This window comes from Clostridium ganghwense, from assembly GCF_026735165.1.
GTDB lineage: Bacteria > Bacillota > Clostridia > Clostridiales > Clostridiaceae > Clostridium_H > Clostridium_H ganghwense.
The window spans coordinates 870,693-895,345 of the sequence record NZ_JAPQES010000001.1; the positions used below are offsets into that span (position 1 = coordinate 870,693).

Below are 24,653 nucleotides of genomic sequence, written 5' to 3' on the forward strand. Positions count from 1 at the left end.
TAAACTACTCTTTATCTACATTCTTTAAGAATATAACTCCTGTTGGATGATAGGTAAAGCCTTTAATCTTAGATGAATACGCTGCCATGCTTTTAGCACTTGAAATTGGTAACCACGGTGCATCTTTTGCTAATATATCTTGAATATCTTTATATAATTTGTTTCTTTCCTCTCCGTTTGGAGTTTTTCTTGCTTCTGCAAGAAGCTCATCTACTTTATCATTTTTATATTTAGCTGCATTTAAACTAGATGCAATTTCATTTGAATCAAGTAATGATAAGAAATTGTCTGGGTCTCCATTATCACCAGTCCAGCCATAGAACATTATATCGCCTTCACCTTGTTTTGTTTTTTCCTTATATTCAGTCCATGTATAAGGTTCTACTGTTGCTTTAACTCCAACCTTTAATAAATATCCTTGAATAGCTTCTGCTAGTTTTTGTCCCACTGGGTTGTATGGTCTTGGATTTGAATAAACTATCATTTTAATTTCTAAATTTTCTTTTCCTAATTCCTTTAACATAGCCTTTGCTTTTTCTGGATTGTATTCATAAGGTTTAACCTTATCATTAAAACCTGGTATAAAGCTTGGCATTTGACTGTTTGCTACTTCTGAATATCCTTGATATAAGAATTTAACTAATTCTTCTCTATCTATAGCATAGCTTATTGCTTCTCTTAACTTTGCATTATCAAATGGAGGTCTAGAACAATTAAATGCCATATAATTTATATTCATTCCTGGTTGTTTAAGTACATTTAAACCTGACTTTTCAAGCTGCGCAACATCATTAGGATCAACTCCATCAATAATATCTACTTGCCCTGCCATAAGTTCACTAGCACGAACAGAATTTTCTTTTGTGAACTTAAATACTGCCTTATTAACTTTAGCCTTTTCTCCCCAATACTCTTCATTTCTTTCCAATACAATTGATTGTCCTCTATCCCATTTAACAAACTTGAAAACTCCAGTTCCTACAGGATTTTCTATAAATTTATCTCCATATTTTTGTACAGCTGCTGGACTTACTATAGGTGCTGCAAGACACATAGCTAAATTTGCAAGAAATGGAGTATATGGCTCTTTCAAAAGAATCTTAACAGTGTAAGGATCTACTACTTCCACCTTATCAACTGGTCCAAAAGTAAAAGATGCATATGGCATATCTTCTGTTCTTTTTGGAGGTAACTGTCTATCAATACTAAATTTTACTGCTTCTGCATTAAAATCAGTTCCATCATGGAACTTAACTCCTTGACGTAATTTAAAAGTATATTCTTTTCCATCAGGACTTATCTTCCATTCCGTTGCAAGACATGGTTCTAATTCTGTAGAATTACTTTTGTATTTTAGTAGTCCCTCATAAACATTTGCTATAATTTTTGCAGATTCTCCATCGTCTACAAAAGCTGGATCTAATCCTCTAGGATCAGCACCTTGTGCAAATACTAAAGTTTTTTCAGCCTTTTGTGCTTTTGCACCATCAGCTTTTTTGTTACTTTTGTTGCCACATCCCACAAACAAGCTGCTTACAACAAAAACAGATGTTAAAACTACCGAAATTATTTTTTTCTTCATACATTTGCTCCCCCTTTTTTGTGAAGTTTTGAGTAAATCAATTCATTTTCCTGCATCGCCTTGCAATGTAAACGTAAACATAACCGTATTTTTATCCATTTCAATTGAATTTATTGCTTTTTTTACCCAAAACTTTTTTTAAAACTTTTTCAAATAAACAACTTTTAAATTATTATAATTCCAACTAAGTAGCAGATATTTTATTAAAATATCACCCCTATGCAATTTAGTTAAATTTTTTTGATAAAAATATAAATATTTACATTGAAATAAATTACTCTATTGTAAATATTTATTCATGTTTTATTTATATGATTATATCAGTTTTTTCTAAAAATTGCAATATATTTTTTTAAAAATTTCATTTTTTTCTTTCACTGTTAATTATATGACTTTGAAAATTCAATGCTAATTTTACTATCTCCATAAATAAAAATAGCAAAAAAAATAAGCTAGTCATATAACTAACTTATTATTTTATATTTAAAATTATTTTATCTTTCTCCTAATTTTAAATTTGGAATTGCATTTAATTCTAAAGGAGCTCTTTTTCCTTTTAAAAATTCATAATATGCAGCACTTCCTATCATTGCTGCATTATCTGTACATAACTTCAGTTCAGGAAATAACACTTTTATCCCTCTCTTTGTACCTTCTTCAACCATTGCAGCTCTTAAAGCAGAATTAGAAGCCACTCCTCCAGCAATAGCAATTTTATCTACCTTTTTTCGTTTGCAAGCCATCATAGCATTATCAACTAATACATCTACTACTGCCTTTTGAAAAGAGGCTGCTACATCAGCTTTATTTATTTCTTCCCCCTTCATTTTCATCTTATTAAGATAATTTAATACAGCTGATTTTATACCACTAAAAGAAAAATCTAAGCAATTCTTATCATGAAAGTTAGCTCTTGGAAAAGCTATAGCTTCTTTATTTCCTTCCTTTGATACTCTATCTATCTTGGGACCCCCTGGATATCCAAGTCCAATAGCTCTTGCTACCTTATCAAAAGCTTCTCCTGCTGCATCGTCCCTTGTTTGCCCCAAAACTTCAAATTCTCCATAATCCTTCATATATACTATAAAAGTGTGTCCACCAGAAACTACAAGACAAATAAAAGGAGGTTCTAAATCTTTATATTGTATAAAATTTGAACTTATATGTCCCTCAATATGATTTACTCCAATTAATGGCTTATCTAGAGCATATGCAAGTCCTTTAGCATATTGAACTCCCACAAGCAATGCTCCTACAAGTCCTGGACCATATGTAACTCCAATTGCATCTATATCCTTCAAAGTTAAATTAGCTTCATTTAAAGCCTCTTCTACAACTAAAGAAATAGCTTCAATATGCTTTCTCGATGCAACTTCTGGAACTACACCTCCAAACTTAGTATGAATATCTATTTGTGATGCTATTACATTAGAAAGAACTTCTCTTCCATTTACAACTACAGCTGCTGCAGTTTCATCACAACTTGACTCTATAGCAAGTATTTTTATATCTTTCTCCATCTTTTTCCCTCTCTTATCTATATTAATAACCGAAGTTTATAACAAACAAATTCTAGCAATAATTATACTTTATTGACAATCAATACGCAAATTTTACGATTAAATATTATTTATATATTTTATCTAAACTCAATAAGATTTGTTTCATATTATGCCCCTTTTTATAAAATTTAATATTAATATAAGCGAACATATGTGCTATAATTAAATTTGAGTAAAATTAGAAAAGGAGTTAACATAATGTCTAATACTTATGCAAAAATTATAATACAAGGTTCTCCTATTTCAAAATCAAATTTTAAACTTTCTAATAAAAACGGTAGATCAATTTTACCTTATAACTCTGGTAAATATCATGATAGATATGCCATATATGAAGAACAAATAGCCTATGAAGCCAGATTGCAAAATCCCAATACAGTGTTTACAGAATCTTTAATTGCAATTTTAAAGGTTTATTATAAGAGTGAAAAAAGACATCCTGATACTACTAACATACCCAAAAGTATCTTTGACGGTATAGAAAAAAGTGGACTAATTATTAACGATGCCCAAATAAGAAGACTTATTATAGAAGAATACTATGATAATAAAAATCCTCGATTTGAACTAGAACTTTTTGGTGAAAGCACCCATTACATGAATTATGAAATACGAGAAAAACAAATTTCTTCACCGCCTATAGAATATTCTGCTCCGCCTAATAAAAAATCACAAAGCATATCTAAGCCTAAAAAGAAAACTACAGATTCTAATAAATTCTGCTGTGAAATATGTGGTAAATCCATAAAAAAGGAAGATGCAATTTTTGCAAATAAAGGTAAGACTATATTATGCCACAACTGTTTAAAAAGGTTATTTTAAAAGCCAATAGAAATAATTTCTATTGGCTTTTATTCCCTTATTTTTTTTACATATTCAGCAGCATTTTTACCAGCTTTATAACTTTCCATTGTAATATCATCTATCACATTATGAACATATAATATATTACCACAAGCAAATACACCAACATTACTAGTTCTCATTTTCTCATTAACTTCTGGTCCTTGTGTTGACGGTATCATTGTTATTCCCGCCTTTATTACTAATTCATTATCAGGAAATAACCCAACGGATAATACCAAAGTATCACATCTTATATATTCCTCAGTACCCTCTATAGGTGATTTATTCTCATCAACCTTAGCAATAGTAACACCTTCAACTCTATCTTTTCCTCTTATATTTATAACAGCATGAGATACCTTTAATGGAATATGAAAATCATCCAAACATTGTACAACGTTTTTTTCAAATCCATCTGGATAAGGCATAATTTCAACAACAGCTTTAACTTTTGCTCCTTCAAGAGTCATTCTTCTAGCCATTATAAGAGCAATATCTCCTGAACCTAAAATCACTACCTCTTTTCCTGGTAAATATCCCTCGAGATTAACAAATTTTTGAACCGTACCAGCTGTATAAATACCTGCAATTCTACTACCCTGTATGTTTATTGCACCTCTAGGTTTTTCTCTGCACCCTGTTGCAAGTATAACAGCCTTTGCCTTTATCTTTAAAACACCATCTTTTTCATTAACAGCAGTTAAGATCTTATCATCGGTAAAATCAAAAACCATAGTGTTTAATTTATATTCTATATTTAATTCAAATAATTTATCAATAAATCTTTGAGCATATTCAGGTCCCGTAAGTTCTTCTTTAAAAGTTTTAGAACCAAATCCATTATAAATACATTGATTAAGAGTCCCCCCTAATTGACTATCTCTTTCTAAAACTAAAATATTATCTATTCCTTCTTTTTTAGCCCTTATAGCTGCTGCAAGCCCTGCTGGTCCTCCACCAACCACTACTATGTCGTACTCTTGCATTCTATTTTATCCCCCTATTCTAGAATTCATACTGATAAGTACTTTTTATAATATAATTTTCTAATTTTATTTCTTTATTTTTTATATTTTCTGGATAGTACATAATACTCCATGGTCTAGACATATTAGAAGTAAGAACTCCAAACTCTTCTTTACTAAAGAAAAAGTCTCCTGAAGCAACCAATTCTTCATTTACTATTATATCCAACTTTGAATCTATATTGTATATTTCACATGAATATCCATTTCTAATAAATAAATCAATAACAATTGCTCCATCTTCTTGAGCTCTCACCTCTATACCATTGAATGAAATAGTATTTTTAGGTACATCACCTAATTTATTTAAAACCTCTTGCAATTCTTTTTTAGTTTTATCATCAATTATAGATAAATCCGCAGCGGGTCCAAAACTATATTTTTGATTGACTATAATTTCTTGTTGCTCAGTTTCTTTTTTCATATCCTCTGTATTACTAGGAGAATTTATTGAACTAAAACTACATCCTGAAAATAATAATATGAATATCATGATAGATAAAATTATTTTCTCCATGCTATCTCTCCTCTGATATAAAAAATTATTGTATATGAAAAACATGGTAATTATATCACTCTATATGTTTACTGTCTATGAAAATAATAATATTCATAAATCCTCTTTTTTACATAAAATATTATAACATTTTATAGCTTAAAAGTATAAAATGAAGGCTTATTTAAGCCTTCATTTTTACCATATTTTCCTGTTGTGCTGAACCAAATCTATAGATCCTAATACTACATGTGCTAATCCAAATCCCACAATTCCTGCTGCAATTTTAGAATTAACCTTAGTTCTTGTAAGTGCAGTTCCAGCTCCTGTTACTACTGTTCCAAGCACTGTAGGTATCATACCTTCACGAATTCTCATAATACTACCCCCATTTTTTATTTTTCATTATTATAATGTGTAATAAAAAATGTTTTATCCAGTAAAAATATTTGTAATTATTTATTATATTTACTTTAATAAGTATATGTATTTTTTATTCCTTATAAATATGCTTGAATCCTCAAAATTAAATGATATAATAAATCCATAGTTTATTTGTAAATAATTTGATTATCAAGTCTTAGGAGGCATAAAATGAAAAATTTGTTAAACAAAATTTTTTTACTTATTTTAGTTGTAGTATGTATTGCTTTTTCAGGATGTTCAAAAGAAAAAACTTCTTCTAATACCAAAACTCCAAATAAAAAAATACCTATTGCAGTATCTATAGTACCTGAAGAAACTTTTGTAAAAGCAGTTGGTGGAAATTTAATAGATGTTGTAACTATGATTCCATCAGGACAAAGTCCCGAAAATTTTCAACCTACACCTGATCTTATAGAAAAATTCAGCAAATCTGAACTATACTTCCCAATAGGTGTTCCTACTGAGAAATCATCTATTTTACCTAAAGCAAAAGATTTAAATTCAGATCTTAAAATTGTTAATTTAGCAAAAGAAGTTTCAAAAGTTTATCCAGATAGAGAATTTGCACCTGAAAAACGTGACCCTCATATATGGTTATCTCCAAAACGAGTAAAGATTATGATTAATATAATTAAAGATGAATTATCTAAAATAGATCCAAATAATAAATCTGTTTACGAAAAAAACGCAGGAGAATATATCCAAAAACTTGATAAACTTGATAGTGATATAAAAACCTCTTTAACTAAATTAAAGAATAAAACCCTAATTGTATATCACCCTGCTTTTGGTTATTTATGTGATGACTACGGCTTAGAAATGATATCTTTGGAGAATGAAGGAAAGGAAGCACCCCCTCAAGATTTGCAACAAACTATAGATGCAGCCAAGACCAAGGGAATAAAAGCTATATTTTATCAACAAGAAATTGACAGTAGACAATCTAAAACTTTTGCTGAAGAAATAGGCGGTAAGACCGAATTAATAGCTCCTCTTGCACCTAACTATATAGAAAATCTTGAAAAAATAGCTGATACCTTTCGCCAAGTGTTAACACAGTAACAAATTAACTTTGTCATTTATGATATACAGCTATTTATTATACTACTATTAATTTAATCCTTAATAAAAGGTAATAACTAATTAACGTTCTACCTTTTATTAGGGCTTTTATGCACTCCATGGTACTACTACCGTTTTTCCCGCTCTAGTTTTATCAACTGTAATAGACATATCATACAAATTACTAAGGTACCTTTCACATATTATATCCTCAGGGTTTCCTTTCATCAATAAACAACCATTTTTTATCATTATAATATCATCACAATAATTAAGAGCAAGATTTGGATCATGAATATTTATTATGGCAGTTATTTTTTTAGTCTTAACTACGTGTTTAATCATCTCCATTATCACAATTTGATTTTTGTAATCCAAATGTGAAGTTGGTTCATCTAATAATACTATTGGAGTATCTTGGTATATAGCGCGAGCCATTAATACCATTTGTCTTTCTCCACCACTTAGTTCGTTAAATCTCTTGTGACATAGGTGACTAATCTTTAAACTATTTAGTATTTTTATAACATCATTTTCATCCTTCTTTTTAGGAGCTCCTAGGAAATTTGTTCTTGAAACTTTAGCCATTAAAACTATATCCAAAACTGTATATGGAAAAACCACACTCATCTGCTGAGGTACAACACTTATATTTCTAGCTACCTGCTTACATTTCATTTCATACACCGATTTTCCTTTAATTAAAACTTCTCCTTTTTTAGGTTGTAAAATACCTTGAATACATTTTAATAATGTAGTTTTTCCTGTTCCATTTTGTCCTAGTATACAGCAAATTTTACCTTCACCAACGGAAAAGCTTATATTTTTTAATATTTGTGTTTCACCATAATAAAAAGAAATACCATTAACATTTAAAATATCCATATATACTCACATCCTATTATTTTTCTTAACCAAACCACTTTTTCTTATTATACTTAATTAAAAGATATCCCAAAAATGGTGCACCAACACAAGATGTAAGAATACTTATTGGAATCTCTCCCGGGAAAATAGTTCTTGCAACAATATCCATAATTAGTGTAAATAAAGCGCCAAATATAGCTGAAAACGGAATTAAGACTTTATTCTCAGGTCCTACCATAAATCTGGCTATGTGTGGTATTATAAGTGATATCCATCCTATGATACCGCAGTAAGCTATTGATGATGCTGTCATGCACGTTGAAAATAAAATAAGAATGATTCTTATTTTTTTAACATTAATCCCAAGAGATATAGCTTCCTCCTCTTCTAAAGATAAAATATCAATATACCATCTAATCATATAAATAACTAAAAGACATATAACAAATATAGGTGTAGCTTGTATTACATTATTCCAAGTTACTTTATTAAAAGCACCAAGACTCCAAAATGTTATTGCAGGCAGCTGAGTATAAGGGTCTGCAATATATTTTAAAATAGAATTACCTGCAGAAAACAAGGATGATATTACTATTCCAGCCAACACCAAGGATGTTATAGAATTGTAATGATTTTTAGTTCCTATTCCTAATGCAACTAAAACAGCAAATAAAGCAAAAGCAAAAGCAATAGCTTGTATTAAAAATATAGAAGATCCAAATCCTATAATTGCTATACCTGCGCCAAAACTGGCTGCTGGAGATATTCCTAGAACATCTGGAGAAACAAGTGGATTTCTAAAAACTCCTTGAAATACAGTTCCTGTAACACCTAATACTGCTCCAACCATAGCTGCCATTATAGTTCTTGGTACTCGTATTATCCAAAATGCTACATATGCAGTTTGCGTATCAGCATTTAACTGCAAACTCATTATCTTAGCTTTTATTAAATACAGTATTGTACTCATAGAAATATTATATCTACCTACACTAAAGGATATAAACACACATAAAATAAGTAATACTGAAGCTGAAAAAAACCTTTTCTTGTGTTTCATCTAATAAATTAGTCCTTTCTTATATTTGATATATAAATATTTTATTATTTTTCTAATTTCCCACCTAGTTCTGCAAAATCTTTTCCAAAAAAACCTTTAAAAAATTCATTTGATTCCTTATTAATATCTACATCTTTAAATTTTTCTAGATTGATAGTTTTGGCAGTCCAAAGCACGCCTAAAACTGTTTGTACGGACGGATAATCCCAAGGTATTAAATTGGATGGAAATCTATATACCTTTTTATTTTTCACTGCACTAATGTTCTTCCATCTTGGATCTTTTAGTACGTCTTCAGGACCTATAGTACGTGAATACTGCGGTATAAAAATTATATCTGGATTCCACTTTAAAATTTGCTCAGGAGATATCTTTACCCAACTATTTCCATGAAGTTCTGAGGAAACATTTCTTCCACCTGAGATATCAATCATAAAATTCTGATACATATTATCTGAACAAGTATTTAAAATATCAGATCCTGCAAAATAAACCTTTGGCTTATCTTCATTCTTTATATCTTTGACTCTATCTTTAACCATAGCAATAGTATTATCATAATATTTTATGAATTTTTCTCCTATTTCTTCTTTGCCTAAAGCTATACTTAAATTTAAAATAGTATCTTTAATGCCTTCAATATCTTCTCCAACAGCAATAAAAACTTTAACTCCTGAATTTTCTAAAATTTCTAAATTGCCTTTCATAGACGCAGACATTATAACTAGATCAGGCTTTAGTGACATTATCTGTTCAATATTTGGATTTTTTGTATTTCCTAGACAATCAGGTATCTCTGCTATATTAGGTATTATTTTCTTTACAAATCTTAATTCTATATTTTTTTTAGTACCTGCCCCTACAATTTTATTTTCTGAATCAAGTGCACAAACATAACTCATACAAGGTGGAAATACAACAATTTTTTCTGCTGGCTTGTCTAAGGTTATTTCTCTTCCTATTCCATCTTTAAAAACTAATTTATTTTCTGTACTAGATTTAGATGCAGAAGCTGTTTTGTTTTTCTCGCCACATCCAGTTATAAAAAATGTTGTTAATAAAAATACTATTACTAAACTAAAAGAAATTTTGCATTTAAACTTACTATTCATTTTAATTCCTTCTTCCTATTTATTTGGTATGATTTTTTAACCAAAATTTTATTAGCATTCCCTCAAAGCTAATTCAGTATTTTTTCAAAATTTTATCATATTGATATCTATTATATTATGTTTTCTTATCTTTTACCATATTTTAAACAAATATGTAGTAATTATCAATTTGGTAAATAATTATCAATTTGATAATTGAATATTCACCATCAAGCACTCCCTTTTATTAGGAAATACTATCTGGTTTTTATATTTTCCTAAATTTTCATGTAAAAATTCCTCTATGATTTCTTGTTCTCCTTTAGTTTTTATATTAAAATGATCGTAAAAAAATCTTCTAGTTTCTTCTAAATTCTTAAAATATTGACTAAACGGAACACTAACTTCCTTACAATCATATAAACATTGTGCATCCTTAAATACATTAAACATATCCTTAATATCATAACTAAATATCCTCTTTTTTCTCCCTAATCTAGGATATAACTCGTCCACCTTAAAATTTTTATGTTCTTTATGCTTGTAGGTTATTATGTATATTCTATACTTTGTACAATTCATAAGCTTTTTAATTAAAGCTCCACTATTTACAGCATCTTGGCAAAATGCACAAATAGATATATCGTATTTTTCTTTTACATTTATTGTTGTCCAATCAGCTGTTATGCACTTAACATTTTTTATTTCTTTGTCAATCACCTGTTTTCTTATACTTTCACACCCCGAAAAAGATGAATCTACAGCAGTAACCTCTGCACCCATATCAGATAATGGGAAAGTAAAAACCCCTGTACCTGAAGCTATATCTAAAACTTTCATCCCCTGAAAACTCTTAAAATCCTTTTTCATCTCATCTATAAAAGCTTCTGGATACTTATTTTCTGGATGATTAAGCGCTTCATTATACCATCGCACCTTTTCTTTACTCCATCTTGATATACCTTTGGTTTTTATTCTTACATTCCATCCAATTAGAATATGGATTATATATTCTTCTAAGCTTTCTCTATTTTCTTTTGTTACTTCTATAACTATCGTATCTTCTCTATTTTTTATATAATCTAGAAAGCTATTTTTGTGCTTCTTTAGAACTCCCAATACGATTTTTTCTGAATCCAAACATTCCTTGACCACTTTCTGGAATATTAAAGCATCCGCTTCTATAACTCCTAACTCATCCATAACTATAACTTCTCTATCTATAAGACTATTTTGTATAATTTGCACTCCTATATCGTCAAACACTGTAGTATATTTTTGTTTATTTTCGTTTGTAATTTTAATCGTTCCTATTTCATAGCCATAACTACCATCATATAAGGAAATCATTTGATAAGTTTTTTTGTTATCCCGTAGTAGTCCCTCAGTTTTAAATCCTCCAATAGAATTATAAAGCTTCTCTAAAACTTTTTTTAACAATGTACTCTTCCCAACTCCTATTGCTCCTGTTAAAAATAAGTTTTTCATATCCTCACCTCCATAGTTTGTTATTTTATATGTATAAATCTTTTTCTATACAATTCTTGCATTTTTTATGCCAATTAAAAGCTTATTTTGTATTCATCATGATTTCTAACTAAAAACAAAAAAAAATGTTGAATATTTATATATTCAACATACGACTCTTATTTTACAGTTATTCTAATTCCGTTATTTCTTTTTTTGCACATCTATTTAGGTATTTCTAACTCGTGAAAACAAATAAAATCTATTTTTTCAAAAAAGTAAAAAGCCAGTAGAATTATTGATTCTACTGACTTATCTTTGGCAGGGGCACCAGGACTCGAACCCGGAACCAATGGTTTTGGAGACCACTACTCTACCAATTGAGCCATACCCCTTCACAACGAAATTAATTATAGCATGCCTTTCACATATATGCAATAGTTTTTTTTAAAAAATTTTATTTTTTTATCTTTATGACAAAACCTAAGTATTAATACTACATTGTCTACTTGGAACCTGCCGCCTGATACCTATTATAGTACCAGGCACATAATTCCTAATCTCTATACTAACTATTCATTGTAATATCTAATCTTGTACATTAAACCCTGCTTCCTTTATCTTTCTCACTATAATATCGAAGTTATCAGGCTTTATTCTAATAATTATTTCCCTTAAATTAAAAGCACTTTCTAGATTAATTACAACTGTACTTATTATATTTCCACCATTTTGACTTATTATCTTTGAAATTTTTGAAAGTTGTCCTTTAGTTTCATGAGTTATTATTGACATTTTCTTTCCTTTATTTATTCCTAACACCTCAGTAAATTGACGAAATACTATTTTATGAGTTATTATTCCTTGAAATTTTTTATACTTATCTACCACTGCTACAAAAGGTGTATGCCCTTTTCCAAGTAATATAATTGCATCTTCCAATTGCTGAGTAGGTTTTACAAGGGGTAACTCTTTTGTCATTAAGTCTTCTACTACTAATTTTGATAAAAGTTCTTCTTTATCGCCATCCACTTCAAAAATAGTTTCATAAATTCTCTCTTTAGATATTGAACCATATAACTTATCTCTTTCTGCTACTGGAATAGATAAAAGATCATTTTTCTTAATCAATTCCAAAGCTTTTTTAGCAGACTCCTTAAGTGATATAGTAGTTAGTCTTTCTTTTGATAATACTACATTACTTACTAACATGCTATCACTCCCCCTTTATTTGATTTTTTCCCATTTCTAACAATTGTGCCTTACTATTTTAAATTGTAAAGCCAATAGAATTATATGATTTATTTCTCCATTAATACATATATATCCTTCAAAATAAAAATATTTAAATTAAATTTTTATCTTAACTTATTTTTCGTACTTATTATAATTAACCTTTATTATATTTTACAACAAAAGTCGTAAAGCCCATCCCATTCATGGATGGGAGTGTCAAAATCTAAAATAGTATGTTAAAATTATTTCTGAAACCTACATAATTTTAACTTTAAGAGAGGTATAAAAATGAATATAAGGTTAAATAACACTATACGAGCTATGTCTGTAGCTCTTGATTTAGCAGAAATTAACTCTATAGAAGATAAAAATATTATAGAAAATATTTCAAATATAAATTACTCACAGCATGAATTTTCGCATCATTCAAAACGAACTGCTTATATTGCACTAAAAATATCTAGTCAATTTAATTTAGACAAACAGTCTTTAAATTGCTTATATATAGCTTCTCTTTTACATGATATAGGAATAACATCTGCAAGCAATTTAAAAATTTGTCATACTTCTGAAAAATTTATAAAACATCACTGTATTAGTGGAGCAAATATATTGAAATATTTTCCAATATTTAATGATATATCAGATATAATTTTATATCACCATGAAAATCATGATGGTACAGGCTCTATGGGCCTTAAAGAAAGTGAAATCCCATTTATAAGCCAAATTATACGAATATCAGATCTTGTGGAATTATCATATAATGAAAAACTTCCTGCTTACAAACAGAAAGAACATATTGTAAATTGGGTAAAATCAAAAATAGGCATAATTTTTTCAGAAGAAATTGGAAGAGCATTCCTTGATGTCTCATCCAAAGATATATTTTGGTTTGACTTAGAAAATATATCTTTCATGGATTTGATACTTGATAAAATTGCTCCTAAGTTAGATTTAACCCTGAACTTAAAAGATTTTGAAATAATTGCAGAAATTTTTTCTAGGATAATAGATGCTAAAAGTAGCTTTACAGCAAAACATTCTCGTGAAATTGCAGAATTAGCTTATAAGATTTCAAAACATATAGGTTATTCTGAAGAAAAATGTACTAAAATGAGAATTGCAGGCCTACTTCACGATATTGGGAAATTAGCGATTCCTTCAAGTATTTTGGATAAAAACGGGAAGCTTACACATGAAGAATTTTCTATTATAAAATCTCATGTATACTATACATCAATTATACTAGATAAAATAGAAGATATTCCAGAGATAAGTGCATGGGCATCCAATCATCATGAAAAACTAAATAGTATGGGATACCCTAAATCTTTATCTTCTGAAGATTTACCTGAAGAATGCAGAATCATGACTGTATGTGATATATATCAAGCCTTAACTGAAGATAGACCTTATAGAAAAGGTTTAAACATAGATCAAGCTTTTTGTATACTACATGAAATGTGTGAAAATAATTCTATTTGTAAAAATGCACTAGACCACTTAAAAAACGCTTTATTATAAAAATATTTAATAAAATTAGGAGTGATTGTATATGGAGTTTATTGTTGATAGTGTTGAAAAGACTATTTCCATAGGAACTGAAATCGGGAAAAATGCAAATAAAGGAGATATAATTTGTCTTATTGGAGATTTAGGAACAGGTAAAACACATATTACTAAAGGTATTGCAAAAGGATTAAATGTAGAGGACCACATAACTAGCCCTACTTTTAACATTGTGAATGAATATGATGGAAGAATTAAATTATATCATTTTGATGTATACAGAGTTAATGATCCAGATGAAATTGAAGCTATAGGATTTGATGAATATATTTTTGGCGAAGGAGTAAGTATTATTGAATGGGCTAATTATATCGAAGAATTAATCCCCAAAAACCATTTGAGAATAATTATAGAAAAATTACCTGATATGGGTGTAAATTTTAGAAAAATAAGTATAAAATATAATAGTGACAGATATAACTATGTAAAGGAGATTAAGCTATGAAAATTCTTAGTTTAGATTCCTCTACAGCTAGTGCAACTTGTGCAGTTATAGAGGACAATAAATTACTTGGAGAAATAACTTTTAATGATAAAAAACAGCATTCTGTTATATTAATGCCCCAAATAGACTCTTTATTAAAAACTTTAAAATTAGAGTTAAAGGATATAGATGGTTTTGTAGTATCAAAAGGACCTGGTTCTTTTACTGGTCTTAGAATAGGAATTGCAACAGTAAAAGGCTTTGCACAAGGAACAAATAAACCTTTTATAGGAATTTCAACTTTGGATGCTCTTGCATATAATTTAGCTTATACTTCTGGAATTATATGCCCTATAATGGATGCCTTAAGAGATAATGTATATACCGCTTTATACAAATTCAATAATGGAAAATTAGAACAGCTAACTGATTATATGGCGATTCATATTGATGAATTAGTTTCAATTATAAAAGAATATACACCATCTAATATTACTTTTATTGGAGATGCTATACCAAAATTCAAAGAAAAATTAAATGAAAGCTTTGAAAATACATATTTTGCTCCTGCTCATTTAAATGTAGCAAAAGCTGCTTCTCTTGGTGAATTAGGTCTTTTAAAATTAAAAGAGGGCGAAAATGATAATTTGTTAAGCTTTGCTCCTATCTATTTGAAAAAATCTCAAGCTGAAAGAGAATATGAAAGCAGAACAGGAATGAGTATAGATGAATAATTTCGTAATATCGCCTATTGAAGAAAAAGATACTATGGATGTATTAGAAATAAATAATCTTTCATTTAGTCCACCCTGGAGTTTAAAAGCTTTAGAAAATGAACTTAAAAATAAATTTGCCAAATATATTGTTCTAAAAAAAGAAAATAAAGTTATAGGTTATGCTGGTATATGGCTTATTATAGATGAAGCACATATAACAAATATAGCTATGCATCCTGACTATAGAGGAATAGGTGGAGGTAATCTCTTAATGGAAGGTGTTATAGCTATCTGCAGGGAATATAAAATACCTTCTATCACTCTTGAAGTAAGGGAAAATAATACCTCAGCTAGAGGCCTGTATAAAAAATTTGGCTTTGTACAAGAAGGGATAAGGAAAAATTACTACGAAAACAATATAGATGCTATAGTCATGTGGAAAAGAGACGTTTTATCTAATTGAAAATTTATATGAGATAAACATAAGAGACCATAAAGATATTTTTATCATTATGGTCTCTTACTTTATATTTAAAAATTTATACTTTCAACTCTCCACTTTCAGTTTTCAACTATAATTAATTGCCTAAAGCACTTGTTTTACTCTCTTGAATTACTTCTTCTCTATGAAGCATTGGTGAAACACTTTTGTAAACTGGTATAGTAATCACAGATACCACTATTCCTTTTAAAAGGTTAAATGGTAATATTGATAACATAACTAAATCTTTTACAGTTTTTATATTAGAATTTATAGCTGTTCCCATTGCTACAAAAGCCTCTATAGGTGCTTTAAATAATTTTGCATATAAAGGTAATAATATAGCATAATTTAATACTGATGCGCATAAAGACATAACTACCGTTCCTGCTAGTAAACCTAAAACAGCAGTTTTCTTAGATTTTTTCATTTTATATATAGTTCCTGCTGTAACTACAAAAATTGAACCTACCATGAAATTAGCAAATTCTCCTACAAAACCTGTTGGAGTTCCTTTAAAAATTACATGTAATACATTTTTAAATAATTCGATTAATATACCACTAACAGGTCCTAGTGCAAAACCTCCAAGCAACGCTGGAAGGTCACTTAAATCAATTTGTAAGAAACTTGGAAAAACAGGCAATGGAAACTCTAAAAACATAAGTACGAAAGCCATTACTGATAAAAGTGAAATTTTAATCATTTTGTTTAAATTAGTTTGTTTCATCTTTTCTCCCCCTTATTATGCATAATCTCCAAGGGTATTGGCAGCTGTCAAAATAAAAAGCCCTGACAATTTTAAAATCGTCAGGGCAAAAAATTCTATACAAACATACACTACCTATACCTTCTACCATCCAGACTTTACTGTCGGTCTTGGAATTTCACCAAGTCAACCATATTACTATGGCTCGCGGACTATACCGCCGGTCGGGAATTTCACCCTGCCCTGAAGATATGTTTATTTTACTTTTATTATAAATAATTATAACATTTATATAAGAAAATTCAACCTTTATTTTTTCATGGAAAGCGAAATTCTACCTCTCTTGTCGTCTACTTCTAATACTCTAACCTCTACTATATCCCCGACCTTTACTATATCTAAAGGATGTTTAACAAAACTATCTGAAAGCTGACTTATATGAACTAAACCATCTTGATGCACTCCAATATCTACAAAAGCTCCAAAATCAGCCACATTTCTCACTGTACCAGTTAAAACCATTCCAGGTTTTAATTGATTTATATCAACTACTCCCTTTTTAAATATAGGCTTTGGTAGTTCTTCTCTTGGGTCACGCCCAGGTTTTTTAATTTCTTTTATAATATCTTTAAGCGTTGGAATACCAATTTCTAGTTCTTCAGCTAAAGCTTCGATTCCAATTGCATTTACCTTGCTATCTATATCAACTAACTTTCCACATTTAACGTCTTCATTAGCATATCCTAATTTGCTTAAAAATCCTTTTGCGGCTTTATATGACTCTGGGTGAACTGCAGTATTATCAAGAACTTCATCACTTTCTGTAACTCTTAAAAATCCTGCACACTGCTCAAAAGCCTTTGGTCCTAATCTTTTAACTTTTAAAAGCTCTTTCCTATTTTTGAACTTACCATTTTCTTCTCTATAATTTACAACATTTTGAGCAATCGATGCATTTATACCAGATATATAAGATAAAAGTGATGGTGTTGCAATATTAAGATCAACACCCACGCTGTTTACTCCATCTTCAACAACACCCTTTAAAGATTCATCCAATCTCTTTGGTGCCACATCATGTTGATATTGTCCTACCCCTATAGATTTAGTATCTATCTTTACAAGTTCAGCCATTGGATCTTGAAGTCTTCTTCCAATTGATATTGCTCCTCTTAAAGAAACATTTATATCAGGATATTCTTTAGATGCAAGCTCTGATGCTGAATAAACAGAAGCTCCAGCCTCTGATACTACAACATAAAATAATTCCTTACCTTTTTCTGTTTTAACTTCATCTATAAGCTGTGCTAATACTTCTTCCGATTCACGACTTGCTGTTCCGTTTCCTAGAGATATGACATCTACATCATGCTTATAAACTAATTCTTTAAGTATTTTTATAGAACCTTTAACATCATTTTGAGGAGCAGTAGCATATACTGTAGCTGTATCTAATAGTTTTCCTGTATCATCTAGAACCGCTATTTTACATCCTGTTCTAAACCCAGGGTCATATCCAAGTACAACCTTCCCCTTTATTGGAGCCTGCATTAAAAGAGCTTTAAGATTAGCTTTAAAAACCTCTATTGCTCCTTCCTCACCTTTATCTGTAAGTTCTGCTCTAATTTCTCTCTCAATAGAAGGGTATATAAGTCTCTTTAATGAATCAGCTGCTGCTTCTTGAATATACTTATCTGTAACATCATTTCCCTTTAGACATTTTCTATTTAAAAATTCAATTATTTTGTCCATATTACTAGTAACTTTAGCTGATAATACTTTTTCTTTTTCTCCTCTATTTATTGCAAGTATTCTATGTGAAGGCAACTTTTTAACCGGTTCAGAGTACTTATAATACATTTCATAAGGAGTTGGCTCTTCACTTTCACCACTGCACTCAACTATTCCTTCTCTACGTACAAATTCTCTTATCCATTTTCTATATTCCGCTTCGTCAGAAATAATTTCAGCAATAATATCCTTTGCACCATTCAAAGCATCTTCCACTGTATTTACTTGCTTTTCTTCATCAATAAATTGCGAAGCATATTCTTCAATATTACCTTTAAATTCTCCGCCTATAATAAGCTCTGCAAGAGGTTTTAAACCTTTTTCCGCTGCAATAGTAGCTCTTGTTCTTTTCTTAGGTTTAAACGGTCTGTATATATCCTCAACCTCAGTTAAAGTTTCACATTTTTCTATTTGAAGCTTTAACTCTTCTGTAAGCTTATCTTGTTCTCCAATTATTCTTATAACATCTGCTTTTCTATCTTGTAAATTTCTTAAATATGTAAGCCTTTCAGCAAAATTTCTTAAAATTATATCATCAAGTCCACCAGTTCTTTCCTTTCTATATCTTGCAATAAAAGGAACTGTGTTTCCATCATCTAGAAGTTCAATAACACTATTAACTTGCTTTATGCTTATTTGAAATTCTTTAGCTAATTTATTATTAATACTATTTGACATATTATCCTCCAATCTTTCATCCATAAATAACTTCTTTTCGCTTTCATTATTTTACATTATTACAGATCAAAAGTCCAATATTCCATCATATAACATTTTATCCACTCATAACTATATATATACTAATTTTTAAGGAGTATTATATGAAAAGACTTTTCAATCAATTTATAACTTGTATATTTCTAATTGTTTTTTTCCTCAGCTTAAATACCTATAGGACCATACATACTTTTAATGTATCCACTGTCATCGATACAATAGACTATTTATCCTCTGATCACTTTCAAGGCAGGCTTACAGGAACTCTAGAAAATAAAGAGGTAGAAGAATATATTAAACTGCAATTTATTGAAAATGACTTAAAACCCTTCCTAGGAGAGTATGAACAAACTTTTAAATTAACGTTTCCAAATAGAATTAATAATAAAGATCCTTACTTAAATGTAACAGATAAACAAGGCAATATAATTAGAAATTTTTCCTATGCAAAAGATTACAAAGAAGATATGTTAAATTTTAAAAATAATAAATTTAGCTTTAATAATAAAAATCCCTTAATTAAATCAAGTGATAAATCAATACAAGTAAAACAAAATTCTGATTACTTTTTATTTTATACGCCTTCTGATAATGCCCTCCAATTTAGAAGTTCTTTTGTATGTCCTGATCCTTTGAGTATGTGTATTATGGTATCACAAGATACCTTATCTAACATAAAAAAATATCTTTCTGAAGGCTATAATATAAATTGCTTTATTCCATTTACAAATAAAGAAACTACTGCTAGAAATATTATGGGCTATATTGAAGGTAACGATAAAACTTCTAATCCTATAATAATTTCCGCTCATTTTGATCATTTAGGAACAGATTTAGCTAATAATATTTATAGAGGTGCCCTTGATAACGCTTCTGGAACAGCATTCATGTTAGAAATGATTAAACACCTAAAATCTTTAGGTACTCCTGAAAAAAGTATATTATTTATAGGCTTTAATGCAGAAGAATTTGGATGTATAGGTTCCACAAAATTTGTAGGAAAATATAAAAACTATATTAAGGATAGCAAGGTCTTTAACTTCGATATGATTGGTAGTGACAGAGGAGTTCCTCTTTGTATAATGGGTGGTGAAAATGATACTTTCAAAACTGATCTTATGCGTTCAGCTTCAAATACATGTACAGATGAACATGTACATTTTAACTATCTTTTTCAAGATGCCAGCGATCATAAAGCCTTTAGAGAAAATAATATAAATGCTATAACTTTCTGCGATAATGATACATCAAAAATTCATACTCCTAAGGATACATTGGAATTTATATCTCCTTCTGCTATTGAACGATGCTATAATGTAGCTTCAAAAGAAATTGTTAAATATGCCTTTGATAACAATCCAATAATTATTTATTATAAACAAGGCTTATTAATTTCTATTGCTGGTATTATTTTAATTATTTTGGCTTGTAGTAAAAAAAAATATCATTAACTAAAATATAAGTAAAGGACTATTTATATACCGCTCTATACTAGCCCTTTACTTATATTTAAACCTATTAATTTAAATTAGTTGAATATTTACTTTTTCAAACCCCATACTTTTTAATATTCCCTCTAATAATATTTTTGTATTTTCGTTAGCTTTATCTAGAAAACCATCTTTTATGAGGCTCTCCACTACTTGTCCCTTATTTTTGTTTAATTCATTAAATATTTCTTGTCCATTAACCTTATTAAATAACGCTGATCTTTCATCTAAAATATTCACATTATTCGTATCTATAACATTATCTAAGATTTTAGCCTTTTTTAATTTTACATCAACTTTTTTTTCTTTATTATTCACATCTATCTCAGCATCTTCTAAATTTACTCCAGCTTTGACATATCCACTATATTTTATTACTAATGTTTTTGTTGTAAAAGGTATAGTAAAATCTTTAATTTTTTTACTATCTTTCACAAAAATAACATCTGTATATGTATTCTTGTATGTTGCAAGCTCAGAAATTCTTTTAAGTTCATTAGCAACATTAGTACTACTTACAACTTTTTCATGAGTAGTTCCAAATCCTGCCAAAATCCAAGTTGCAGCTATAATTACTGTAATTAAACTAATAACCTTAATCTCTTTAACCCATTTTTTCATATTTAAAATATCTCCCCCTAAATCCATATCTTATTTACATATCTACTTTAATTATATACTTTTGCATTCCAAATTACTACTTAATTATACATATTTCGTCAAACGAAAAACCTAAAAACATTCTTTGGTTTCATTTTCAAATTATCCATTAAATTTATAAAAATTCTTGTAATTAAAACTTAAATAGTTACCATACTAAGTAATAGTAAAGCTATTAAAATAAAGGAGGTTCTATTATGTCAAAAAATCCAAGAGAAATGCTAAATTCTTTTACAGGTGGTTTAGAAACATTAGGTCAAACTAATGGTGAACAAGTAAATGCTTTTATGAATTTATTAGGAACTGCATACCAACCAGGTAAACTTGATTTAAAAGCTAAAGAATTGATAAGTGTGGCTATTGGCGTATACAATCGCTGTGAGTATTGTATAGTATTCCATACATACAAAGCTCTAGAAGCAGGTGCTACTCGCGAAGAAATCCTTGAAGCTGCAATGGTATCAGTAGCCTTTGGGGGTGGTCCTACCATGGCGTATAGTGTAACTCTATTAAAAGACTCCATAGATGAATTTGAAAAAGATTTTCAATAAATTTTAAATAATATTTTTTTAAAAGGCAGAATATAATATAAACTGCCTTTTATTTATTTAAGGATGGAGGATAATATAATGATTGAAATAAAATTAGAAAAACTATCTGGACATGACAATAACGGCAAAGTGGGAAAAGTTAATGTTAAGATTGGTGATACAGTTAAGGAAGGAGATATATTACTTCAAGTAGAATCTAAAAAAGGAAATTTCCCTGTTAAGTCCAATACTAATGGTAAGATTGTAAAAATATTAGTAGAAGAAGATCAAACAGTTACCAAAGGTGATATTTTATTTAAACTTGAAGACGAAAAAAATACTAATAATACCTCAAAAACTTCCACCTCTAAACCTTCAGGTAATTTTAACTATTTTAGCAGTATTATGAAACCTAAAAATGAAGAAATAGAAGCAGATATAACTATAATTGGTGGAGGTCCTGGTGGATATGTCGCAGCTATACATGCAGCTAAACAAAAAGCAAAAGTTGTTTTAATTGAAAAAGAAAAGGTAGGTGGAACTTGTCTTAATTGGGGATGTATCCCAACTAAAGCTTTGGTACGTTCATCAGAAGTTTATAAGCACATGAAAACTGCTGATGAATTTGGTCTTTTTGCTGAAAATGTTTCTGTTGATATGAAAAAAGTAGTAGAGAGAAAAAATAATATCAAAAATCAATTAATCAACGGAATAGAATATTTACTAGATAAACATAAAGTAAAAAAGATTGATGGAGTTGGTGAAATTTTTGATGAAAATACAGTATTCGTAAAAAATAAAAGAACACATACCACAATTAAAACTAAAAATATAATAATAGCTACTGGTTCCAAAACTTCAACCTCTCCTATCAAAGAAATAGATCCTAATTACTTATTAACAAGTAAGGAAGCTTTAGATCTTAAAACTCTACCAAAGCAAATAGTGATAGTAGGTGGTGGTGTTATAGGTATAGAATTTGCTTTTATTTTTGCAAACTTTGGTGTAGATGTTTTTGTTGTTGAATTTGCTGATAAAATATTAGCTTCTCTAGATGATGATGTCTGCAATGAAATAACAGCTATTGCACAAAATAGTGGAATTAAAATATATACTAATTCTAAGGTAGAAGCCATTGATAAAAATGAAAATGGTAATTGTATAGTTACATTCACAAAAGATAATGAAAAAAGATATATTTCATCAGATAAAGTATTAGTTGCAATAGGAAGACAGCCTTATTTTGAAGGGTTAAGTATAGAAAATCTAGGTATTGAAATGACTGAAAATAAACAAGGTATTAAAGTTAATGAAAGAATGCAAACAAACATACCTAATATATATGCTATTGGTGATGTAACTAATATAATCCAATTAGCTCATGCCGCTTCTCATCAAGGGATTATTGCAGTAGATAATATATTAGGTAAAGATAAAATTATGGACTATAGCTCAATTCCAAGTGCAATATTTACAAATCCAGAAATAGCTACAGTTGGAATTTGTGAAAAAGCTGCTAAATTAAAAGAAATAGACGTTGAAGTAGGTAAGTTTCCATTCTCCGCTAATGGAAAAGCTCTTACCCTTGGTGAAAGTAGAGGTTTTGTTAAAATTATTAAAGATAAGTCAACTGGTAAAATAATTGGAAGTACAATAATTGGACCTCATGCTACAGACCTTCTTGCTGTAGTAACCTTAGGTATAAAAAATAACCTAACTACAAAACAAATAACAGAAACTATATTTGCTCATCCAACTACTGCAGAAGCAATACATGAAGCTTCTTTAGAAGTTGAAGGCGGTGCAATACACTTTGTCAAATAAAAACATTACTACTAAACTAATATGTTCATCGTCTCATAACCCCTGGTACAATTTAGCTATGGAAGAACATCTTCTTAAACAAGTAAAAACCAACGAAATTATCTTATATCTATGGCAGAATGATAATACTATAGTAGTTGGAAGAAATCAGAATCCCTGGAAAGAATGTAGGTGCAAAGATTTTGAAAACAATGGTGGAAAAATCGCTCGAAGATTATCTGGTGGTGGCACAGTCTTTCACGACCTTGGAAATTTAAATTTTACTTTTATTATGGATAAAAAGTTAAATAATTTAAATAGGCAGTTAAAAGTAATTCTTGAGGCAGTTAATAACTTAGGAGTAGAAGCTAATTTTTCTGGAAGAAATGATATTTTAGTATCCGGGAAAAAATTCTCTGGAAATGCATTTTACGAAGAGAATGCTTCTTCATATCATCATGGAACTATATTAGTTAATTCCAATATAGATAACTTAATTACTTATTTAAAAGTATCTAAAGAAAAGATTTCTTCTAAAGGAATTGATTCTGTAAATTCTAGAGTAGTAAATCTAAAAAGCATTAAAAATGATATTACTATTGAAAATGTAAAGGCTAGTATAATAAAAAACTTTCTTAAAATTTATGGTGGTAATCCATCTATTGAATATGTAAATAATAGTGTATATCCATTAGAATCTTTATATAGTAAATATGCTTCCTGGGAATGGATATATGGTGAAACTCCTAAGTTTGATATAAATTTTATGAATAGATTTGTGTGGGGAGAAATAGATTTAAATCTGAAACTAGATAATGGCATAATAGATTCTGTGGTTATCTACTCTGATGCTATGGATAGTAAATTAATTAAGAATATTGAAATGCTCTTAGTAAAAACCCCATTTAAAAAGGAATCTATTTTTAAAAATTTAAATACTATTTGTAGCGATATTAATACTACAAATCTAATTTATGATATAAAAAAATGGCTAGAAACCAAAGTAGGATAACTTAAGAAATAAGCAGCAAACTAATTGC

At 29.2% G+C, this 24,653-nt stretch carries 22 protein-coding genes, 1 tRNA gene, 1 pseudogene and 1 riboswitch; of the genes and pseudogenes, 10 read left to right on the forward strand and 14 right to left on the reverse strand.

The window, feature by feature from the left end; translation table 11 throughout:
• Nucleotides 1-4 precede the first annotated feature (4 nt).
• Together OXH55_RS03940 and tsaD are read right to left on the reverse strand one after the other, a co-directional pair.
• The gene (locus tag OXH55_RS03940) at nucleotides 5-1,582 is read right to left on the reverse strand and encodes an ABC transporter substrate-binding protein (RefSeq protein ID WP_268048146.1); all 1,578 of its coding nucleotides are present in this window, start codon (nucleotides 1,580-1,582) and stop codon (nucleotides 5-7) included.
• A gap of 494 nt (nucleotides 1,583-2,076) precedes the next feature.
• Nucleotides 2,077-3,102, reverse strand: coding sequence for a tRNA (adenosine(37)-N6)-threonylcarbamoyltransferase complex transferase subunit TsaD (gene tsaD, locus OXH55_RS03945; protein ID WP_268048147.1), 1,026 nt, complete (start codon nucleotides 3,100-3,102; stop codon nucleotides 2,077-2,079).
• A gap of 240 nt (nucleotides 3,103-3,342) precedes the next feature.
• Here tsaD and OXH55_RS03950 point away from each other — a divergent pair, with 240 nt between their 5' ends.
• Nucleotides 3,343-3,966 carry a RusA family crossover junction endodeoxyribonuclease gene (locus OXH55_RS03950; RefSeq protein ID WP_268048148.1) on the forward strand — a complete coding sequence of 208 codons (624 nt, stop codon included), beginning with the start codon at nucleotides 3,343-3,345 and terminating at the stop codon, nucleotides 3,964-3,966.
• Between the two features lie 44 nt (nucleotides 3,967-4,010).
• Here OXH55_RS03950 and OXH55_RS03955 read toward each other — a convergent pair.
• From OXH55_RS03955 to OXH55_RS03965, 3 genes and pseudogenes are all read right to left on the reverse strand, one after another.
• Nucleotides 4,011-4,976 (reverse strand): annotated as a pseudogene (locus tag OXH55_RS03955) (NAD(P)/FAD-dependent oxidoreductase); the annotation flags it as partial.
• 19 nt (nucleotides 4,977-4,995) lie between these two features.
• Entirely contained in the window at nucleotides 4,996-5,532 is a 537-nt protein-coding gene (locus tag OXH55_RS03960) for an SLAP domain-containing protein (RefSeq protein ID WP_268048149.1), read from the reverse strand.
• Nucleotides 5,533-5,709: 177 nt separating this feature from the next.
• On the reverse strand, nucleotides 5,710-5,889 hold the full coding sequence (locus OXH55_RS03965) for an asparagine synthase (RefSeq protein ID WP_268048150.1): 180 nt from the start codon (nucleotides 5,887-5,889) through the stop codon (nucleotides 5,710-5,712).
• A gap of 216 nt (nucleotides 5,890-6,105) precedes the next feature.
• Here OXH55_RS03965 and OXH55_RS03970 point away from each other — a divergent pair, with 216 nt between their 5' ends.
• Nucleotides 6,106-6,999, forward strand: a complete 894-nt coding sequence (locus OXH55_RS03970) for a metal ABC transporter solute-binding protein, Zn/Mn family (RefSeq protein WP_268048151.1) — start codon at nucleotides 6,106-6,108, stop codon at nucleotides 6,997-6,999.
• 108 nt (nucleotides 7,000-7,107) lie between these two features.
• On the opposite strand, the gene OXH55_RS03975 is transcribed toward OXH55_RS03970, so the two are convergent.
• The 6 genes from OXH55_RS03975 to OXH55_RS04000 form a co-directional block, all read right to left on the reverse strand.
• Complete coding sequence (locus OXH55_RS03975) at nucleotides 7,108-7,884, reverse strand: ABC transporter ATP-binding protein (RefSeq protein ID WP_268048152.1); 777 nt, start codon at nucleotides 7,882-7,884, stop codon at nucleotides 7,108-7,110.
• 25 nt (nucleotides 7,885-7,909) lie between these two features.
• Complete coding sequence (locus OXH55_RS03980; protein WP_268048153.1) at nucleotides 7,910-8,926, reverse strand: FecCD family ABC transporter permease; 1,017 nt, start codon at nucleotides 8,924-8,926, stop codon at nucleotides 7,910-7,912.
• Between the two features lie 44 nt (nucleotides 8,927-8,970).
• Complete coding sequence (locus OXH55_RS03985) at nucleotides 8,971-10,038, reverse strand: ABC transporter substrate-binding protein (RefSeq protein WP_268048154.1); 1,068 nt, start codon at nucleotides 10,036-10,038, stop codon at nucleotides 8,971-8,973.
• Between the two features lie 183 nt (nucleotides 10,039-10,221).
• Nucleotides 10,222-11,505: a nucleoside-triphosphatase gene (locus OXH55_RS03990; protein WP_268048155.1), complete on the reverse strand. Its 1,284-nt coding sequence runs from the start codon at nucleotides 11,503-11,505 to the stop codon at nucleotides 10,222-10,224.
• Between the two features lie 298 nt (nucleotides 11,506-11,803).
• Nucleotides 11,804-11,879: transfer RNA gene (locus OXH55_RS03995), tRNA-Trp, on the reverse strand.
• A gap of 193 nt (nucleotides 11,880-12,072) precedes the next feature.
• Nucleotides 12,073-12,696 carry a CBS domain-containing protein gene (locus tag OXH55_RS04000; protein WP_268048156.1) on the reverse strand — a complete coding sequence of 208 codons (624 nt, stop codon included), beginning with the start codon at nucleotides 12,694-12,696 and terminating at the stop codon, nucleotides 12,073-12,075.
• Between the two features lie 312 nt (nucleotides 12,697-13,008).
• On the opposite strand from OXH55_RS04000, the gene OXH55_RS04005 reads away from it, so the two are divergent.
• Genes OXH55_RS04005 through rimI form a run of 4 tightly spaced genes read left to right on the forward strand, consistent with a single transcriptional unit; the run spans nucleotide 13,009 to nucleotide 15,895 of the window.
• Nucleotides 13,009-14,247: an HD-GYP domain-containing protein gene (locus tag OXH55_RS04005; RefSeq protein ID WP_268048157.1), complete on the forward strand. Its 1,239-nt coding sequence runs from the start codon at nucleotides 13,009-13,011 to the stop codon at nucleotides 14,245-14,247.
• A gap of 31 nt (nucleotides 14,248-14,278) precedes the next feature.
• Nucleotides 14,279-14,737, forward strand: a complete 459-nt coding sequence (tsaE, locus tag OXH55_RS04010; protein WP_268048158.1) for a tRNA (adenosine(37)-N6)-threonylcarbamoyltransferase complex ATPase subunit type 1 TsaE — start codon at nucleotides 14,279-14,281, stop codon at nucleotides 14,735-14,737.
• Nucleotides 14,734-15,450, forward strand: coding sequence for a tRNA (adenosine(37)-N6)-threonylcarbamoyltransferase complex dimerization subunit type 1 TsaB (gene tsaB, locus OXH55_RS04015; RefSeq protein ID WP_268048159.1), 717 nt, complete (start codon nucleotides 14,734-14,736; stop codon nucleotides 15,448-15,450). The genes tsaE and tsaB overlap by 4 nt, the downstream gene beginning before the upstream one ends.
• Entirely contained in the window at nucleotides 15,443-15,895 is a 453-nt protein-coding gene (gene rimI / locus OXH55_RS04020) for a ribosomal protein S18-alanine N-acetyltransferase (protein WP_268048160.1), read from the forward strand. Before tsaB ends, rimI begins: the two co-directional genes overlap by 8 nt.
• A 115-nt stretch (nucleotides 15,896-16,010) precedes the next feature.
• On the opposite strand, the gene OXH55_RS04025 is transcribed toward rimI, so the two are convergent.
• Both OXH55_RS04025 and OXH55_RS04030 read right to left on the reverse strand, forming a co-directional pair.
• Nucleotides 16,011-16,643: an ECF transporter S component gene (locus tag OXH55_RS04025; RefSeq protein WP_268048161.1), complete on the reverse strand. Its 633-nt coding sequence runs from the start codon at nucleotides 16,641-16,643 to the stop codon at nucleotides 16,011-16,013.
• 114 nt (nucleotides 16,644-16,757) lie between these two features.
• A riboswitch (FMN riboswitch) is annotated at nucleotides 16,758-16,877 on the reverse strand.
• Between the two features lie 54 nt (nucleotides 16,878-16,931).
• Nucleotides 16,932-19,091, reverse strand: coding sequence for a Tex family protein (locus OXH55_RS04030; protein ID WP_268048162.1), 2,160 nt, complete (start codon nucleotides 19,089-19,091; stop codon nucleotides 16,932-16,934).
• Nucleotides 19,092-19,234: 143 nt separating this feature from the next.
• Between OXH55_RS04030 and OXH55_RS04035 the strand changes: the two genes are divergently transcribed.
• A complete protein-coding gene (locus tag OXH55_RS04035) occupies nucleotides 19,235-20,581 on the forward strand; it encodes a M28 family metallopeptidase (protein WP_268048163.1) in 1,347 nt (448 codons plus the stop codon).
• 72 nt (nucleotides 20,582-20,653) lie between these two features.
• Here OXH55_RS04035 and OXH55_RS04040 read toward each other — a convergent pair whose 3' ends face one another.
• Nucleotides 20,654-21,241 carry a DUF4230 domain-containing protein gene (locus OXH55_RS04040; RefSeq protein ID WP_268048164.1) on the reverse strand — a complete coding sequence of 196 codons (588 nt, stop codon included), beginning with the start codon at nucleotides 21,239-21,241 and terminating at the stop codon, nucleotides 20,654-20,656.
• Nucleotides 21,242-21,477: 236 nt separating this feature from the next.
• Between OXH55_RS04040 and OXH55_RS04045 the strand changes: the two genes are divergently transcribed.
• The 3 genes from OXH55_RS04045 (at nucleotide 21,478) to OXH55_RS04055 (ending at nucleotide 24,625) form a co-directional block, all read left to right on the forward strand.
• The gene (locus tag OXH55_RS04045) at nucleotides 21,478-21,831 is read left to right on the forward strand and encodes a carboxymuconolactone decarboxylase family protein (protein ID WP_268048165.1); all 354 of its coding nucleotides are present in this window, start codon (nucleotides 21,478-21,480) and stop codon (nucleotides 21,829-21,831) included.
• Nucleotides 21,832-21,909: 78 nt separating this feature from the next.
• The gene (gene lpdA / locus OXH55_RS04050; protein WP_268048166.1) at nucleotides 21,910-23,634 is read left to right on the forward strand and encodes a dihydrolipoyl dehydrogenase; all 1,725 of its coding nucleotides are present in this window, start codon (nucleotides 21,910-21,912) and stop codon (nucleotides 23,632-23,634) included.
• Entirely contained in the window at nucleotides 23,624-24,625 is a 1,002-nt protein-coding gene (locus tag OXH55_RS04055; protein WP_268048167.1) for a lipoate--protein ligase, read from the forward strand. The genes lpdA and OXH55_RS04055 overlap by 11 nt, the downstream gene beginning before the upstream one ends.
• Nucleotides 24,626-24,653: the final 28 nt, after the last annotated feature.